At 67.4% G+C, this 17732-nt stretch carries 11 protein-coding genes; 7 read left to right on the plus strand and 4 right to left on the minus strand.

All coding sequences use genetic code 11. The features are described 5' to 3' along the window. The first annotated feature begins 18 nt into the window (after positions 1 to 18). The 3 genes from uvrC (at position 19) to pgsA (ending at position 3279) form a co-directional block, all read left to right on the plus strand. Complete coding sequence (uvrC, locus tag ACK4E3_RS04980) at positions 19 to 1920, plus strand: excinuclease ABC subunit UvrC (RefSeq protein ID WP_409697198.1); 1902 nt, start codon at positions 19 to 21, stop codon at positions 1918 to 1920. 100 nt (positions 1921 to 2020) lie between these two features. After that, positions 2021 to 2632 carry a carbonic anhydrase gene (locus ACK4E3_RS04985; protein WP_409697201.1) on the plus strand — a complete coding sequence of 204 codons (612 nt, stop codon included), beginning with the start codon at positions 2021 to 2023 and terminating at the stop codon, positions 2630 to 2632. An 86-nt stretch (positions 2633 to 2718) separates the two neighbouring features. Further along, positions 2719 to 3279, plus strand: coding sequence for a CDP-diacylglycerol--glycerol-3-phosphate 3-phosphatidyltransferase (pgsA, locus tag ACK4E3_RS04990; RefSeq protein WP_409701084.1), 561 nt, complete (start codon positions 2719 to 2721; stop codon positions 3277 to 3279). Positions 3280 to 3308: 29 nt separating this feature from the next. On the opposite strand, the gene ACK4E3_RS04995 is transcribed toward pgsA, so the two are convergent. From ACK4E3_RS04995 to ACK4E3_RS05005, 3 genes are all read right to left on the minus strand, one after another. Further along, positions 3309 to 5369, minus strand: coding sequence for a S46 family peptidase (locus tag ACK4E3_RS04995; protein ID WP_409697203.1), 2061 nt, complete (start codon positions 5367 to 5369; stop codon positions 3309 to 3311). Between the two features lie 7 nt (positions 5370 to 5376). Continuing rightward, entirely contained in the window at positions 5377 to 7449 is a 2073-nt protein-coding gene (locus ACK4E3_RS05000) for a S46 family peptidase (RefSeq protein ID WP_409697206.1), read from the minus strand. A 120-nt stretch (positions 7450 to 7569) separates the two neighbouring features. Beyond that, the gene (locus ACK4E3_RS05005; protein WP_409697209.1) at positions 7570 to 9606 is read right to left on the minus strand and encodes a S46 family peptidase; all 2037 of its coding nucleotides are present in this window, start codon (positions 9604 to 9606) and stop codon (positions 7570 to 7572) included. Between the two features lie 255 nt (positions 9607 to 9861). Between ACK4E3_RS05005 and ACK4E3_RS05010 the strand changes: the two genes are divergently transcribed. Further along, on the plus strand, positions 9862 to 12438 hold the full coding sequence (locus ACK4E3_RS05010; RefSeq protein WP_409697212.1) for an ATP-binding protein: 2577 nt from the start codon (positions 9862 to 9864) through the stop codon (positions 12436 to 12438). A 93-nt stretch (positions 12439 to 12531) separates the two neighbouring features. Further along, a complete protein-coding gene (locus tag ACK4E3_RS05015; RefSeq protein ID WP_409697215.1) occupies positions 12532 to 13830 on the plus strand; it encodes a dicarboxylate/amino acid:cation symporter in 1299 nt (432 codons plus the stop codon). A gap of 175 nt (positions 13831 to 14005) precedes the next feature. Here the strand turns inward: ACK4E3_RS05015 and ACK4E3_RS05020 are convergent, their stop codons facing one another. Further along, entirely contained in the window at positions 14006 to 14473 is a 468-nt protein-coding gene (locus ACK4E3_RS05020) for a hypothetical protein (RefSeq protein WP_409697218.1), read from the minus strand. Positions 14474 to 15185: 712 nt separating this feature from the next. Here ACK4E3_RS05020 and otsB point away from each other — a divergent pair. Both otsB and ACK4E3_RS05030 read left to right on the plus strand, forming a co-directional pair. Next, positions 15186 to 15917 (plus strand): trehalose-phosphatase, encoded by a 732-nt coding sequence (gene otsB / locus ACK4E3_RS05025; protein ID WP_409701087.1) that lies wholly within the window; start codon positions 15186 to 15188, stop codon positions 15915 to 15917. After that, positions 15914 to 17722 carry a glycoside hydrolase family 15 protein gene (locus ACK4E3_RS05030; RefSeq protein ID WP_409697221.1) on the plus strand — a complete coding sequence of 603 codons (1809 nt, stop codon included), beginning with the start codon at positions 15914 to 15916 and terminating at the stop codon, positions 17720 to 17722. Before otsB ends, ACK4E3_RS05030 begins: the two co-directional genes overlap by 4 nt. Positions 17723 to 17732 lie beyond the last annotated feature (10 nt).

A 17732-nucleotide genomic window follows, 5' to 3' on the forward strand; every position in this document is an offset into this window, starting at 1 on the left:
GGCCCTATATTGGCTGTCATGAGCGCGCCGCCCGAAATCCCACCTTCCGAAAGCGAGCCCGCCACGGCGGCGTCGCTTGGCCTCACCGGGCCGGAGGTGATCCGCAGCGAGGCGCGCCGCGCGCCCGAAAAGCCGGGCGTCTATCGGATGTATGGCGGCGATGGCGAGTGCCTCTATGTGGGCAAGGCGCTGAACCTCAGGAAGCGCATCACCCAGTATGCGCAAGGCCGCCTCCACAGCCAGCGCATCGCCCTGATGGTCAATCTGACGCGCACCATGGAGATCGTGGTCACAGCCAGCGAGACCGAGGCCCTGCTGCTGGAGGCCAACTACATCAAGAAGCTCAAGCCGCGCTTCAATGTGCTGCTGCGCGACGACAAGAGCTTTGCCGCCATACTGATCCGCCGCGATCACCCCGCCCCGCAGGTGTCCAAGCATCGCGGCGCGCGCACCATAAAGGGCGACTATTTCGGCCCCTTCGCCTCGACATGGGCCGTGAACCAGACGCTCGACACCCTGCAGAAGGCGTTCCTGCTGCGCACCTGCACCGACGCGATCTACGAATCGCGCGAGCGACCGTGCATGCTGCACCAGATCAAGCGCTGCTCGGCGCCCTGCACGGGCGAGATCTCGCTGAAGGACTACGGCGCGCTGGTGCGTCAGGCCGAAGGCTTCCTGAAGGGGCGATCGCGGGCCATCCTTGCCGAGCTGTCCGAGCGGATGCAGCAAGCCTCGGACGACATGCGCTTCGAGGAGGCCGCCGCCCTGCGCGACCGGGTGCGCGCGCTCTCGACCATCGGCATGGCCCAGAACATCCAGGCCGTGCGGCTCGACGAGGCCGATGTGATCGCGGTTCACGCCGATGGCGGTCAGGCCTGCGTTCAGGTGTTCTTCTTCCGCGCCGGTCAGAACTGGGGCGGACGGGCCTATTTTCCGCGCGTGGACAGGAGCGATGACGAGGCGGTGATTCTGGGCGCCTTCCTCGCCCAGTTCTATGAGGACAAGGCGGTGCCGCGCCTGATCCTGTGCTCGCACGCGCCCTTCGAGACCGAGCTGCTGGCCGAGGCCTTCTCGATGAAGTCCGGGCACCGCGTCGAGATCGCCGTGCCGGTGCGCGGCGAGAAGCGCACCCTGACCGACCACGCGCTCAGCAATGCGCGCGAGGCGCTGGGCCGGAAACTAGCCGAAAGCTCGGCCCAGTCGAAGATCCTGGCCGAGATCGCGGAGATCTTCGAGCTGCCTGCCCCGCCCCGGCGCATCGAGGTCTATGACAACAGCCACATCCAGGGTGCCCAGGCGGTCGGCGGCATGATCGTGGCCGGGCCGGACGGCTTCATGAAGACCGCCTATCGCAAGTTCAACATCGACAGCGACGGCCTGACCCCCGGCGACGACTACGCCATGATGCGCGAGGTCATGGCGCGGCGCTTCTCGCGCCTGATGAAGGAGGAGGCCGCCGGAGAGAGCCCGCCGCGTCCTGATCTGGTGCTGATCGACGGCGGCGCGGGCCAGCTCAAGGCCGCCGAAGAGGCCCTGGCGCAGATCGGCCTTGAGGGCATCCGTCTGGTTGGCGTGGCCAAGGGCCCGGACCGCGATGCGGGCATGGAGCGATTCTTCATGCCGGGGCGCGCGCCCTTCATGCTGCCGAAGAAGAGCCCGGCGCTCTATTATCTGCAGCGCCTGCGAGACGAGGCCCACCGCTACGCCATCGGCGCCCATCGCCAGCGGCGCAAGATCGACATGAAGAAGAACCCGCTGGACGGCATCGAGGGCATCGGGCCCAAGAGAAAGCGCGCCCTGCTCCAGACCTTCGGCTCGGCGCGCGGCGTGTCCCGTGCCACTGTGGCGGAACTGATGCGCGTCGAGGGCGTCAATGAAGCCATGGCCCGGCGCATACACGATTTCTTCCGCCAGGGATAAGCACGGGCCGCTGGCCAGCGGCGCAAACTTCGCTATGAGCGGGTGCCCTGTCATCGCCATCGGCGCTATGGCTGGTGCGCCAAAGTATCAGGAGGCTGTCATGGACGAGATTCTCAACGGCTACCGGCGCTTTCGCGAGCGGACATGGCCCGAGCAGAAGGCGCGCTTCGAGGCCCTGGCCGCCAGGGGCCAGACCCCCTCGACCCTGGTGGTGGCCTGTTCCGACAGCCGCGCGGACCCGGCCATGATCTTCGATACCGCGCCGGGCGAGCTGTTCGTGGTGCGCAACGTGGCCAATATCGTGCCGCCCTACGAGCCCGACGGCCAGCGCCACGGCGTGTCAGCGGCGCTGGAGTTCGGCGTGCGGGTGCTGAAGGTGAAGCGCATCGTGGTCATGGGCCACGCCCACTGCGGCGGCGTCGCCTCGGTGGTCAGTGGCGCGCCCGAGCTGTGCCGCGATTTCGTCGAGCCGTGGATGGCACAGGCCGCCCCGGCGGTGCGCCATGCGCTGGAGGGCTGCGCCGACAATGAGGTGGAGCGCTGCGCCGAGGAAGCGGTGGTGCGCCTGTCGCTGGCCAATCTGCGCACCTTCCCCTGGATCGCCGAGCGCGAGGCGAAGGGCGATCTGGAGATCATCGGGCTTCACTTCGGCATCAGGGAAGGTACGCTCAGCCGCCTGGGGGCCGATCAGACCTTCCGCCCCGTCGACTGAACCGGAGCGCTCGCGTGACCCATCCCCGCTTTCTCGATCACGTGCCCAATCTGCTGACCGGCCTGCGGCTGGTGGCAGGGGTGGTGATGTTCCTGCTGCTGGCCGGGGCCATGGGCGGCGTGCCGATCCTCTCGGCCTACCTCAGCATCGAGGACCAGTTCGCCCTGCAGCGCACGGCCTTCGTGATCTTCGTCATCGCCGCCTCGACCGACTGGGTGGACGGGTGGCTGGCGCGGCGCTGGAACGCCACCAGCCGCTGGGGCGCGATCCTCGATCCCATTGCCGACAAGGTGCTGGTGACCGGCACGGTCATCGGGGTGCTGGCATCGGGCACCACGCCCACCACCATCATTCCCTTCGGCCTGATCCTGTTCCGCGAGTTCGCCGTCTCGGCCCTGCGTGAGAGCACCGCCGGGCGCGTCGAGCTGCCCGTCACCCTGCTGGCCAAGTGGAAGACGGCCCTGCAGATGATCGCCCTTGGCCTTCAGTTGCTGGTGGTGGTGCTGCGCGAGCGCTTCATCGAGGAAGCCTGGTATCCGGGCTTCACTACCGCAGCGGACCTGTTCCTGTGGTTCGCGGCGCTGGTGACTTTGTGGACGGGCTGGCAGTATTTCTCGACCGCCCGCAAGGCCCTGCGCCAGCCCTGACACCCCAACCCGTGAGCACGACCGGGGGCTCAGTGCCCCCCGGTCAGCTCCGAGACCAGATCGGGCATGTCGTAAAGCTCGGCCAGCGCCGCCGTGATGATCTCGGCCGTGACCGTCACCGTGCGGTTGACGCTGGCATCGAAGCCATAGGCCCCGCCCAGCGAAGGCAGGTTGCCGTCGAACACCGCCCCCACGACTTCTCCGCGCTCGTTCAGCAGGGGAGAGCCGGAGTTGCCACCGATGATGTCGTTGTTGCTGGCCACCGTATAGACCGCGTCGCGCTCCAGCCTGTCACCGCGCTCAAGCAGACGGGGCGACAGGTTGAAGGGCGGGGCACCCGTGGCGCGCTCGAACAGGCCGGCCACCGTCACCATCGAGGGCACGGTGCGCCCGCCCTCGCTCCAGCCCGCGATGCGGCCATAGGACAGGCGCAGCGAGCCGGTGGCGTCCGGATAGCCCTCGGTGCCATAGATGGCGAGGCGGGCCTCGGCGATGCGCGATGCCGCGCGGCTGGTCGGCCCGGCCACCTCGGCCTGCCACTGCTGGCGGATGGTGCGGGCATTGGCGTCATTGGCCAGCACGAAGCGGATAAGCGGATCGTCCGACGCCTCGATGGCGACGCGGCCCCCTTCCCACAGCTGGCGGCGGAAGTCGGGATCACCAAGGCGCGTGCCCGCCACCAGCCGCTCGGCCAGTGCCTCGGGGCTTTCGCGGCCCAGCATGGTCTGGACCTCGGGGGCATCGGTGCCCAGCGCCTCGCGCGTCTTGTTGAGCCAGAAGGCCAGATAGAGCACCTCGAGGTCATTGGAGATATTGCGGGCATCCAGCACGCTGCGCTCCAGCGCGCCGAGGCGGCTGTCGGCATATTCGGGCAGACGCTGGCCACTGGGGCGCTCGCGCTCCAGGCCTGCGCGCACCAGACTGCGGGCATAGCCATAGAGCACCGAGCCAAAGCCCGCGCCGCTCTCGAGCCAGTCATGGCGGTCCATCAGCTCGGGGCGGCGGTCCTGAGCCGCCTGCATCTCGGCAAAGGCGTCGGCAAGGGATGGATCGCGCGCCAGCGCCTCGGCCATGAAGGCGTATTCAGCATCGACCAGACCGTTCCAGAAGCTGCGGTCGGCCAGGGCGCGCTGCATGCCGTAGAAGCGCTTCAGATTGTTCTCGACCCCGCGCAGCACGTCGCGGGTCACGCGGGCGTTCTCGTCACTCTGGGCGGCGAAAATGATCATGCGCCCGCGCAGCTCGGCAAAGCGCTTGATCTGATAGGGCAGCGTCCAGTCCCGCTCGGCACGAAGCTGGGCGATGGTGTGCAGGCGCGAGGTCGAGCCCGGATTGCCCGAGACGAACACCGGCTGGCCATCGCGCAGGCGCTGGGGGTTCCAGCGCAGGAAGTGCGGCGTCATCGCCGGCACCCCGTCCTCATAGGCGCGCAGGAAGGCGGCATCGAGCGCATAGCGGGGGAAGTTGAAGTTGTCGGGATCGCCCCCGAAGATCACCGCCTGATGCTCGGGCGCGAACACGAGGCGCACGTCGGTGTAGCGGTAATAGCGATACAGCTTGAACTCGCCGCCCTGATAGAAGCTGATGACCTGGCAGCGCTCGCTGGCACGCCCGGCACAGGCCTCCTGCTCGATGGCCGCAAAGGTTGCCTCGCGTGCGCGGGCGAACTCGCCACCGGACAGGCCGCGGGTGGCCTCGCCGATGCGCGCGGTGACGTCCTGTATCTCCAGCAGCACCTCGGCACTCTGGCCGGGGCAGCGCAGCTCGGCCTCGCGGGTACGCGCGAACACGCCCTCGGCCAGCAGATCCTGACCGGGCGAGGCATTGGCCTGGATGCAGGTGCGGATGCAGTGCTGGTTGGTCAGGATCAGGCCTTCGGGCGACACGAACGAGGCCGAACAGCCGCTGATGCGCACCGAGCCCATCCGCACGCGGTCCAGCCACGCCTGATCCAGCCGCGTGCCCAGCGCCGCATTGGCCTGTTGCAGCGGGAAGTTGTCGAAGGTCCACATCCCCTCGTCGGCGCGCGCGCTGAACGCACTCAGGGATGACAGGGCCAGGGCGGCGGCGGTTATGGCGATCAGTCTCATGGCGCTGTCAGTTCCCGTGATCCACGCCCAGCTCTTCGAGCAGGTGAGGCATGTCGTAGATGTTGCGAAGCGCCTCGGTCATGACCTGGGCGGTCACGATCACACTGCGGTTGACGTTGATGTCATAGCCATAGGCATTGCGCTGGGTCAGGACCGTGGAGTCGAAGTTGGCCCCGATGATCTCGCCTGCGGCATTGATGGCCGGAGAGCCCGACGAGCCGCCGATGGTGTCGGTGGAGACCGACATATTCACCACCGCATTCATGTCGATGCGCTCGCGCGCGGCCTCGATGCGCGGGGCGACGTTGAAGGGCGGCGCGCCCGTGGCCCGCTCGAACAGGCCCGAGAAGAAGGTGCGCGGCTCCACGGTGCGGCCATCATAGGTCCAGCCCTCCACCCGGCCGTAGGACAGGCGCAGCGTGCCGGTGGCATCGGGATAGATGTCAGTGCCATAGACCGCAAAGCGCGCGCGCGCGAGGCGCTCGGACGCCTGATCGGTCGGGGCCTGAACGCGCTCCTGCCACTCGGTGCGCACAGTGCGCAGGATCGGCTCGATGCGCAGCACGAACTGGATCATCGGATCGTCGGAGGCCTCGATGGCCGCCATGCCGCCCTCGAACAGGGCGCGGCGATAGTCGGGATCGCCAAGGCGCGAGCCGCTGGCCAGACGCGCGGCCATGGCCTCGGGGCTCTCGCGGCCGAGGATGGCACGCACGCGCTCGTCGTCCACCGTCAGCACCTCGCGGGTCTTGGACAGCCACCAGCTGAGCTGGATTTCATTGAGCGAGGCATAGACGGGCGTGGCCGCGAACAGGCGCTGGCGCAGCAGGGGCAGGCGGCTGTCGGCGAACTCGGGCAGACGCTCGGCGGAAGCACGCGGCAGTTCCTGGGCGGCGCGCACCAGCGTCAGGGCATGGGAGAACAGGGCCGAGCCGCCGCCCGCGCGCTGGTCCAGCATGGAGGCAGCGGGATAGAGCTGGGCATATACGGGCTGGATGGCTTCCAGCGCCGCCCACGGATCGCCGACCTCGTTCACCAGAGCCTGATCGGCGCGAACGCGGGCGCGGAACTCGTCCTCGGCGGCCTGTCGGCGGCCCATGAAGTCGGCGTCGATCAGGGCGCGCATCCGCCCGGTGAAACGCTTGAAGTTGTTCTCGACCCCATAGAGGGCCGTGGCGGCGATGAAGCGGTTCTCGTCGCTCTCCTCGGCAAAGCGGATCAGACGCCCGCGCAGCTCCGAGCTGAGGATCTGGTCCATCGGCATGGTGATGTCGCGGATGGTGTAGAGCTGGGCCTGGGTCAGCAGGCGCTGGGTCGCGCCGGGCGTGCCCGAGACGAACACCGGCTGATCGGGCTGGGGCGCACTCGGATTCCAGCGGAAGTGGTTGGGCGTGACGGCAGGCTGGCCGTTCTCGTAGGCGCGCAGGAAGGCACCATCGAGCGCATAGCGGGGGAAGCTGAAATTATCGAGGTCGCCACCGAAGGACGAGGCGATCTCCTCGGGCGCAAAGGCGAGGCGCACGTCCTCGTACTTGCGGAAGGTGTAGAGCATGAACTGACCGCCGCGATACAGGCTGACCACCTGACAGCGCAGCTCGTCGCGCCCTTCGCAGGCCTCGGCCTCGATGCGCGCCGCCTCGGCGTCGCGCGCGCGGGTGAACGCCTGGCCATCGAGGCCCGCGCCCGCCGTGCGCATCTGTTCGGTCACGTCCGAGATGTCGATCAGCACTTCGGCCTGCATGCCCTGACAGCGCTGTTCCTCGTCGCGGCTGCGGGGAGTGAAGCCGGTCTCGTTGTACTGCACCTGGGGCGTCGAGAGGTTCTGGACACAGGTGCGGATGCAGTGCTGGTTGGTGAAGATCAGCCCCTCGCCCGAGACGAAGCCCGCCGAGCAGCCCGTCGTCAGCCTGACCGACGAGAGGCGCACCCGGTCCAGCCACGCCTGGTCGATGCTGGTGCCCATCTGCTGGTTGGCGCGGCTGATGGGGAAGTTGTCGAAGGTCCACATGCCTTCTTCCGCGCTGGCGGCACCCGCCATCATGAGAGCTGCGGCCGAGACACCGAGAGTGAGAAGGCGCATGACGATCCCTCCGATAAAAAATGATCCGTGGCCGGGCCTTGCATGAAACGTTGTGGCCGGGCCGTAACGAGAAAAAAGAAGGGACCGGAGAGCGCATGCCCCCCGGCCCCGGTTCAGGCCCTATTCGACGCCCAGCTCGCGCAGCAGGCGCGCGTTGCCATAGACCGTGCGCAGCGCCTCGGTGATGGCTGCGGTCGAGACCGAAACCGTCCGGTTGATGCTGCCGTCATAGCCGTAGGCACCGCCCAGCGAGTGGATGTTGCCGTCAAAGGCAGTGCCGATGACCTCACCGTCGGCATTGATGACCGGAGAGCCGGAGTTGCCGCCGATGATGTCGTTGGTGGACACGAAGTTGAACACCAGATCGCCGTTGACGCGACCTTCCGCCTCGGCCCAGCGCGGTGCGAGCGTATAGGGATCGGCCCCCGTGGCGCGCTGGTACAGTCCCGAGATCTGCGTCGTGGCAGGCACATCGGTGCCGCGATAGCTCCAGCCCTCGACCGCACCGTAAGAAAGGCGCGGGGTGAAGGTGGCGTCGGGATAGATGCTGTCGCCGAACACGGCGAAGCGGGCCTGGGCGATGCGCTCGGCGGCCTGTTCGGTCGGAGCCGTGACGCGCTCGGACCACTGGCGCTGCACGTCGCGGCCGAGACCCTCGGTGGCCAGCACGAACTGGATCATGGGGTCGTTCGAGGCGCGCACGGCCTCGATGCCGCCGTCCAGCAGGGCGAGGCGCGCGGCCGGATCGGCCAGGCTGGTGCCCGCGACGATGCGCGCCGCCAGGCCCTCGGGGCTCTCGTTGCCCAGCAGGGTGCGCACGCCCGGATTGTCCACCGTCAGCAGCTCGCGGGTCTTGGACAGCCAGAACTCGAGCCGCAGTTCCTCAAGGCTGGCATCGACGGGCGTGGTCGCGGCCAGGGCGTTGCGCACCGCAGGCGAGACATTGCCGCTGCTTGTGGCACGCACGATGGTGCGGGCATAGCGATAGAGCATTGAGCCCTCGCCCGCATTGGCCTCGAACTGGCGATAGGGCAGGAACAGCTCGGCCATGGCGTCCTGGGCCTCGGCGATCTGGCTCCACGGATCGCCGATGCGCTGGGCCAGAGCCCGGTCGGCGGCGACGCGGCGGCGCAGGTCCGCTTCTTCCTCGCGCTTGATATCCATGAAGGCGCGGTCGTTCAGCACGAACTGGCGACCGAAGAACACCTTGTAGGAGTTCTCAAGGCCGAACAGGGCGTTCAGCGCCACGCGGCGGTTCTCGTCGTTCTGCTGCGAGAAATTGATCAGCCGCCCGCGCAGCTCGGCGCGCATCAGCTGGCCGATCGGGATCGAGAGATCACGCAGCATCTCTAGCTGGCGCACGGTCAGCAGGCGCTCGGTCGAGCCGGGATTGCCCGAGACGAACACCGGCTCGCCGACCACGGGCTCTCTCGCGTTCCACTCCAGATAGGCGGGCGTGGAGGCGGGCTGGCCGTTCTCGTAGGCGCGCAGGAAGGCGGCATCGAGATTGTAGCGCGGGAAGTTGAAGTTGTCGGGATCGCCGCCGAAGAAGCCGGACTGGAACTCGGGCGCGAACGCGAGGCGCACGTCCGAATAGCGGCGGAAGGTATAGAGCTTGTACTGGCCGCCGCGATAAAGGCTCACCACCTGACAGCGCAGGTCCTCGCGGCCCTGGCAGGCCTCGCTCTGGATGCGGCCGATCTCGGCATCGCGCGCGCGGGTGAACGCCTCGCCCGACAGGCCCTCGCCGGCGGCGCGCACGCGCTCGGTGACATCGGCGATGCCCTGAAGGATTTCCGCCTCGGTGCCGACGCACTGGCGCTCATCCTCGCGGGTGGCGGGCACCCAGCCGTTGCGCACATAGTCGTTCTGGCTGTCCGACAGGTTCTGGATGCAGGTCAGCACGCAGTGGTGGTTGGTCAGCAGCAGCCCTTCGGACGAGACCACCGAGGCCGAGCAGCCGCTGGACAGGCGCACGCTGGCATTGCGAACCCGGTCCAGCCAGGCCTGATCGATGCTGGTGCCATAGGTCTGGTTGACGCGCGCGGCAGGGAAGTTGTCGAAGGTCCACATCCCTTCGTCGGCCTTGGCGAGGGTGGCGGCTGACAGGCTCAGCACGGCGACCGACGCGCCGAGCAACAGCGAACGCAGGCTCATTGTGGGGTTTCTCCCGATGGGGTTATGTCATGGCCGAGCCCGCCTGGAGCGGGGATCAGTGCCCCCTGACGCCCCTCGTCGTCGCTCGGTGACCGAAACTGTTACAGGATAACCGGGCAGGAGAGCAAACGCCTGATGCGGGCGCGTAACGCGATCTTAGGCCGCCCATGACATCGTGGCGCCACCTGTCCAGAGCGTTGCGAGACCATGGCCGCAGATTTCTTCATGACACGGGCCTTCATGTCAGGGGCCTTCATGTCACGGGCCCGGACCCTGTGGTCCGACCTGTCCCTGACCCGCAAGCTGCTGCTCGGCATCCTGGCCATATCGCTGCTGGTGATGGGGCTGTCCTTTGCGGGAGCCTTCGGCGCGTTCCGTGACCGGTTCGAGGCCCAGAAGCTGGCCGACATGGAGCTCTATGCGCGCGAGCGCTCGCGCACCGAACAGGATCTGTTCCGCTCGCTCGAGAGCCGCCACCTTGCGGCCAGCACCATCTTCGCGCGCCTGCACGACGGGCTGGTCATGGAGCGCGCCTCGCCCATGTTCGAGCGCATCTTTCCTCTGCAACCCGATGGCACGCGCCGGTCCATCGACGCCCTGTTCGAGGGCTTTTCCGATGGCACGGGGGCGCAGGTCTACGGCCTGGCCGCCTTCATGGCCGATGGCGCCGAGATCAGCGAAGCGCAGCAACGCACCTTGCTGGCGGCCACGCGCACCGTGTTCGCCATGGGCCAGACCGAGCGCGATCTTTATGACAACTTCTATTTCCTGACCCCTGACGAGCATCTGGTCATCTATGGGCCCGAGCGCGAGGACCGGCTGATGTTCTATCGCCGCCATGCGCCGGCGGACTCGGTGTTCTTCCATGCCGAATACGCGCCCCTGCTGGCGCGCTCGCTCGAAAGAGGCAATGGCCTCGAGTGCACGCCCCTGCGCAGGCTCGCCTCGGACGATGCGGGCGTGCGCTCGCGCATCGCCTGCATGACGCCCGTGAGCGTGGACGGCAGCGTGGTGGGGGTGTGGGGAGCCAGCCTGCATGTCGGTGACTATCTGTCCAATGCGATCAGCAGCGCGCCCGAAGGCGCCACGGGACTCGTCGTCTCTGCGGAAGGCGACCTGCTGGCCTGGCCCGGCTTTCTCAACCCCGGTCTCGCCAGCAGCAGCGAAATCCAGCGCTATCATCAGGACATGGGCATCTCGGCCGTCATCGCCCACATTCGCGACAGCGGGCGCGCGCACGGCGTGCTGGTCTCGCCGGACGGTGCGAACTTCATCGCCTATGGCCACATTCCCGGCCCCGACTGGTATTTCCTCGTCACGCGCCCGCGCGCCGAGATCGCCACGGCGGCACGCGAGGCCGCGTCGGGCATACTGTTCCTCGGGCTGCTGGCCCTGCTGCTGCAAACCCTGCTGGTGGTGGCCCTGGCGCGTCGCCTGATCGTCAAGCCCATCGCGCGCATCGTGCGCCACGGGGAGGATACCGTCGCCGAGGACGGCAACGCTGCGGACATCGCGGACATCGAGGGCAAGGGCGACGAGATCGGCGCGCTGGCCCGCGCCCTTTCGACCGAGCGCGCGCGGGTGCGCGAGGGCGTCGAGACGCTGGAGGCGCGTGTGCGCGAGCGCACGCTCGAGCTTGAGCGCGCCAACGAGGCCAAGTCCGCCTTCCTCGCCAACATGAGCCACGAGCTGCGCACGCCCCTGAACGGGGTCGTGGCTCTCGCCGACCTGCTGCACCAGCGCCAGAGCGAGCCCGAGAGCCGCGAGATGGCCGGTCTGATCTCGTCATCGGGACGCCTGCTCGAACAGGTCATCAACGACATTCTGGACGTCTCCAAGATCGAGGCGGGCCAGTTGCGCCTGGAGAGCGCCCCCTTCGACCTCGAGGAGGCCATTGCGCGCATCGCGGCCCTGCACGGCGCGGCCGCGGCGGCCAAGGGCATCCGCCTGTCATGGAGCGTGAGCGCAAGGGCACGCGGCCAGTATCTGGGCGATGCGACGCGCGTAACCCAGGTGCTGTCGAACCTGCTCTCCAATGCCGTCAAGTTCACCGAGCACGGCAGCGTGCGCCTCAGCGCAACCCTTGGCCAAAAGGGGCTGCGCCTGGCGGTGCGCGACACCGGCATCGGCTTTGACGCCGAGGTGGCACGCCGTCTGTTCCGCCGCTTCGAGCAGGCCGATGCCTCCATGACCCGGCGCTATGGCGGCACGGGGCTCGGACTGTCGATCGTGGTCTCGCTGGTCGAAATGATGGGCGGGCGCATGGACGTGCGCTCCACGCCCGGAACGGGTTCGGTGTTCGCGGTGGTGCTGCCGCTGGAGCGCATCGAGGATGCGGGTCACGTCCCCGCCCCAGCCGAGCCTCACGCCCCATCGAGGCCGCTCGAGGGGCTGCGCGTGCTGCTGGCCGAGGATCATCCCACCAATCAGCGCGTGGTAAGCCTTATCCTTCAGCCCCTCGGCGTGCATCTCACCATGGTGGACAACGGGCAGGACGCCCTCGACCTGGCCGTGCGCGAGCGCTTCGATCTGGTGCTGATGGACGTGCAGATGCCCCGCCTCGACGGCCTCAGCGCCACGCGGGCCATCCGCGCGCACGAAATGGCCGAGGGCCGGGCGCGCGTGCCGGTCATCTCGCTCACCGCCAACGCCCTGCCCGAGCACGTGCGTGACTCTCTGGCCTCGGGCGCAGACCTGCACCTGGCCAAGCCGATCCGCCCCGACGCCCTGATCAATGCGGTGGTCGGCGTGCTGTCGGGCATCGAGCCCGGCACAGAGGTTGGCGCAGAGGCTGGAGTAGTGGGTGGCGCAAAGGTTGGCGAGGCGGCCTGAGGCGTCTGCGGGCCGATCATGATGTCTCGCAGTTGCGAAACGGCACAGGCGTGAACATCTAGGGCGCACCTGTACGCTCAAGGACCGCCCGCCATGGTGCGCCGCTTCTTCAACATCCCCCTCTGGCAGCGCGTGGCCCTGGGCTTTGGCCTCGGCATCATCGCAGGCCTGATCGTCGGTCCGACGTCCGAAGTCTGGTTCAAGCCCATCGGCGACATCTACCTCGCCCTGATCCGCATGGTGGTGATCCCGCTGGTGTTCTTCACCATCGCCGCCTCGGTCGCGCGACTGTCGGAGGTGGGCAATGTGGCGTCGCTGGGCCTGCGCACCCTGTTCTGGTTCGTGGTGACCTCGGTGCTGGCGGTGCTTGTGGGCCTCGCCTTCGCCCACCTGATCAATCCGGGGCTGGGGCTGTCGAACCTGCCGCTGGGTGAGGTGCGCGAGCGCGAGATCCCCACGCCCATCGAGGTGCTGATCAACATCGTGCCCAACAATCCGGTCGCCGCCATGGCCGAGACCCGAGTGCTTCAGGTGCTGTTCTTCGCCGCCCTCGTGGGCGCGGCCCTGTCGGTTCTGGGCGAGCGCACCGCCGCACTTCGCAATCTGGTCGAGGAGGGCTCGGCGCTGATCTTCCGCATCACGCGCTGGGTGATCCAGCTGACGCCCTTCGGCGTGTTCGGTCTGATCGCCTGGGTGGTGGGCAGCTATGGCTTTGCGGCCCTGCTGCCGCTGGGCAGGTTCGTGGTCGCCATCTATGTGGCCTGCCTGTTCCACATACTCGTGGTCTATGGCGGCCTGCTCAAGCTGCACGGGCTCAAGGTGCTGTCCTTCTTCCGCGGCGCCTTTGCCGCCCAGCAGACCGCCTTTGCCACCTCATCGTCCCTGGCGACCTTGCCCATCACCCTGCGCCAGAGCGTCGAGCGCCTCGGTGTGCCCCAGACCTATGCCGCCTTCGCCGTGCCCCTGGGGGCCAACGTCAAGATGGACGGGTGCGGTGCCATCTATCCAGCCATCGCCGCCGTCTTTATCGCCCAGTATTTCGGTATCGAGCTGACATTGACCCAGTATGTGCTGATCGGTCTGACGGCGGTGCTGGGCTCGCTGGGTACCGCAGGGGTTCCGGGCACCTCCATCGTCATGCTGACGCTGGTGCTCTCGACCGTGAACCTGCCGCTGGAAGGCATCGCCTACATCATCGCCATCGACCGGGTCATCGACATGATGCGCACGGCCACCAATGTCACCGGACAGATGCTGGTGCCGGTGCTGGTCGCGAAGGAGGAGCGCATCCTCGATCAGGACATCTATGACGGCCGCGTCGCCTGGCTCCCCGGCGATCCGGCAGCGCTCGAGGACACCGGGGCCGTCCGCGAGCCTGCGACCAGGGCCTGAAGCCAAGTCGAGCCCGAGATCAGCCGGGCGCATCGGCGTACAACGGGAGTCCCCCGACCCGCTCCCATCCCGGCAGGCGGCGCTTCACGGTGTGGGCGCAGGGAGAAAGTCACGCAAGAAAAAGGGGCGGCTGATGCAGCCGCCCCTTCCCGTATTCAGATTGTACGCTCTTTGATCAGGGCGTGAAGGGCGTGTCGTCGCTGTCGTCATTCTCGGCGAGAAGAGCGATCAGCACACCGAGGCCGAGGCCGAGGGTGCCCAGCACGAAGGTGTTGTTGAAGGTGCCGCCGGTGCCGCCCATCTGGACGTAGGCCGCGCGCTCGACCATCGAGGCGTCAACGCAGGGCGAGGCCGCCAGAGCCGCCATCGGGGTCGCCGAGGCCACCTGCACCGAGCAGCCGTCGCCATAAACCAGTTGCGTGTCCGAGGACGCCATCACGACGTCGCCAGCGCGCAGCATGGCAACGGCACCAGCCGATTCAAAGCCGTTGCCACGATCGACCATCAGGCTGGCATCAGCGGCGGCGACGCGGGCCACCGGAGCCTGCACGTCCGTCGCAGGCGTGGCGCTTCCACCGGAAGCGAGGGCAACGCCGGACGCCGAGAGGGCGCCAACGGCAACGAGACAAACCAACTTCCGCATAATTTATAGTCTCCAAAAAGAGCACATCTGAACGTGGTGGCTACCTATCACGCAGCGGTGAAGCGGACAACCCCCGGAGAGGTGACGGAACCGAGCCAGTAACACCCCAGCGGGTGAATCGTTCCCGTCTCAAACGGGAGACGAAATTCCATCATACGGCCACGCTGGCAAGGCCATTATTTTTGAGATCAATGCGACGGAAATTTCTCATTCGCATCTGTGGCGTTCCTCAAGGCCGCCGTGAGTAATCGGAATATTGTGCGACACCGGACAAATGCCCAACTTTTTTCCGTTTCAAATTTGGGCCTTATCGGATGGATAATACTTTGTTCAGCATGCCGCGAAAACATGACCAGGCTACCGCCATGGTGCGCGAACACCGTATTCGCGTCAGACGTGACCGCCTTTCCTTGAGACGAGGCTTGAGACCGGGCTTGAGGGGTGCACCAGGCTGAACATTGATAAGGCAGCCGGAACGCCCTCGCCCGCCCATCCGGCGGCCTTTGCGGGCCGGTTAGGGAAGATGCATTTCCACCTTGGCTGTGGCGAATGTGAAACACTCTGTTACGAAGCCGGAGCGGGCGGTGCGGCGTTGGCCTGCCAGTGTCAGGTGTCAGCGTCAGGTTCGCGCCCCGAAACGCCGCACCATCCGCATCCAGACCCTAGCCGGACAGGAGATCCAGCCATAAACGCACCCGCCTCCCTCGCGCCCCTGCCGGAGCCGCCGCCTCTCGCTCCGAACCACGCCCTGTTCCTCGATCTGGACGGCGTGCTCGCTCCGATCATGGAACGCCCCGAGGATGTCGGCCCAGAGCCGTGGCGAGCGCGCGTGCTGGGGGCGCTGGGCGCGCGGCTTGGGGGGCGGGTGGCGGTGCTTTCGGGACGCACGCTCGATGAGGTCGATCGCATACTGGAAGGCTGCGTGGGCGTCGTTGCGGGCACGCACGGGCTCGAGCTGCGCCTGCCCTCGGGCAAGAGCGATCGCACCGCCCCCGCCAGGGGCCTTGCGGCTGCCCGCCAGGAGGCAGCGGCCCTGACGGCGGGGCTGGCGGGCACCTTCATCGAGGACAAGCCCACAGCCATGGCCCTGCACTATCGCCAGAACCCTGCGTCGGAGGCCGCCCTCGTGGCCGGGGCCGGCGCGATCGCAGCGCGCCACGGCCTGGAGCTTCAGCCCGGCAAGGCCGTCATCGAGATCAGGACGCCCGGTGCCAGCAAGGGCCAGGCACTGTCGCGGCTGATGGAACTGCATCCCTTCGCGGGGCATTTGCCGGTCATGCTGGGTGACGATCTGACCGATGAAAGCGCCTTTGCGGCGTGCGAGGCGCTGGGCGGTTACGGCATTCTTGTCGGCGAGCCGCGCGAAAGCCTGGCTCGCTATCGTCTGGACGGTCCCGAGCGGGTGCGCGACTGGCTCGAGGCCATGGCGGGCGGGCGCGAATGAACGCGGCCTGCACACCCGAGTTCACGCCGAATCTTGCCCTCTGGCCAATCGGCAACTGCGCCGTCAGCGCCCTGATCGACGAACAGGGCTCCTATGTCTGGGCCTGCGCGCCCCGCATCGACGGCGACCCGGTGTTCTCCGCGCTCATGGACGGTGATGCCCCCACGCACGGTTTCTGGAGCGTGCGCCTGGAAGGCCAGAGCCGCGTTCACCAGTCCTATCTGCGCAACACGCCCATCCTTCGCACCGTGCTGACGGCGCTGGATGGTGCTTCGGTAGAGATTCTCGACTTCTGCCCACGTCACGCTAAGCATGACCGCACCTATCGGCCCATCGCCTATGCGCGCATAATCCGGCCGCTGTCAGGCTCTCCGCGCATCTGCATGACCCTGAGGCCCGCCCGCCACTGGGGTGCGGAGGCTGCGCCCACCACCTCGGGCTCCAACCACATCCGCTATCGCTGCACCGATGTGACCTTGCGCCTGACCACCAACTGTCCGGTCAGCCATATCCTCGGCGGGCGCACCTTCCGGCTGGAAGGCGAGATGGCCTTCTTCCTCGGACCCGACGAGAGCTTCGATCAGGAGGTGCGCGCGGGCGTCCACGCCATGCTGGAGCGCACCACCGCCTACTGGCGTGACTGGGTGCGGACCCTGTCCCTGCCGCTGGAATGGCAGGATGCGGTGATCCGCGCGGCGATCACGCTCAAGCTGTGCGCCTACGAGGAGACAGGCGCCATCGTCGCGGCCCTGACCACCTCGGTGCCCGAGTTCCCCGAAAGCGGGCGCAACTGGGACTATCGCTACTGCTGGATCCGCGATGCATATTACACGGTGCGGGCGCTGAACCGGCTGGGGGCGGCGGACATCCTCGAGAACTATCTGGTCTACCTGCGCAATCTGGTCGACCAGTCGAAGGGCGGTCACGTCCAGCCGGTCTATGGGGTGGGGCTGGAGCCCGGCATCGGCGAGCGCATTGTCGAGAGCGTGAAGGGCTATCGTGGCATGAAGCCGGTCCGCGTGGGCAATCAGGCGCACGAGCACCTTCAGCACGATGTCTATGGCCAGATCGTCCTGCCACTGGTGCAGTCCTTCTATGACCTGCGCCTGCTCAGGCCCGGCAATGTCGATGACTTCCATGCGCTGGAGAAGGTGGGCGAGCGGGCCTTTGCGGTGCACGACCAGCCCGACGCGGGCCTGTGGGAGTTCCGCACCATCGCGAGGGTGCACACCTATTCTGCGGTCATGTGCTGGGCGGCCTGCGACCGGCTGGCCAAGGCTGCCGAGGTCATGCGCCTGCCCGAGCGCGCCAGGGTCTGGGCCGAGCGTGCCGCGGCCATCCGGGAGCGCATCGATGCGGAGGCCTTCGTCGCGGACGAGGGCCGCTATGGCGCCAGCTTCGGCGGGCACGAGCTGGACGCCTCGCTACTGCAACTGACCGATCTTGGCTATCTCGACATCGACGATCCGCGCCAGAAGGCGACATTTGCGGCCATCGAGCGCGACCTGAAGCGCGGGCCGTATCTGTTCCGCTACATCGAGGCCGACGACTTCGGCGAGCCGGAGACCGCCTTCAACTTCTGCACCTTCTGGTTCATCGAAGCCCTGCACCTGAACGGCCGGTCGGATGAGGCACGCACCCTGTTCGAGGAAATGCTGGCGCGGCGCACGCCCGCAGGCCTGCTGTCCGAGGACATCGCGGTCGATACCGGCGAGCTTTGGGGCAACTACCCCCAGACCTATTCGTTGGTAGGGATCATCAACTGCGCGGTGCTGCTCAGCCGCCCCTGGACATCCGTCAGGTGAGGCACAAACC

It is taken from the genome of Brevundimonas sp., from assembly GCF_046299595.1.
In the GTDB taxonomy this organism is placed as follows: domain Bacteria; phylum Pseudomonadota; class Alphaproteobacteria; order Caulobacterales; family Caulobacteraceae; genus Brevundimonas.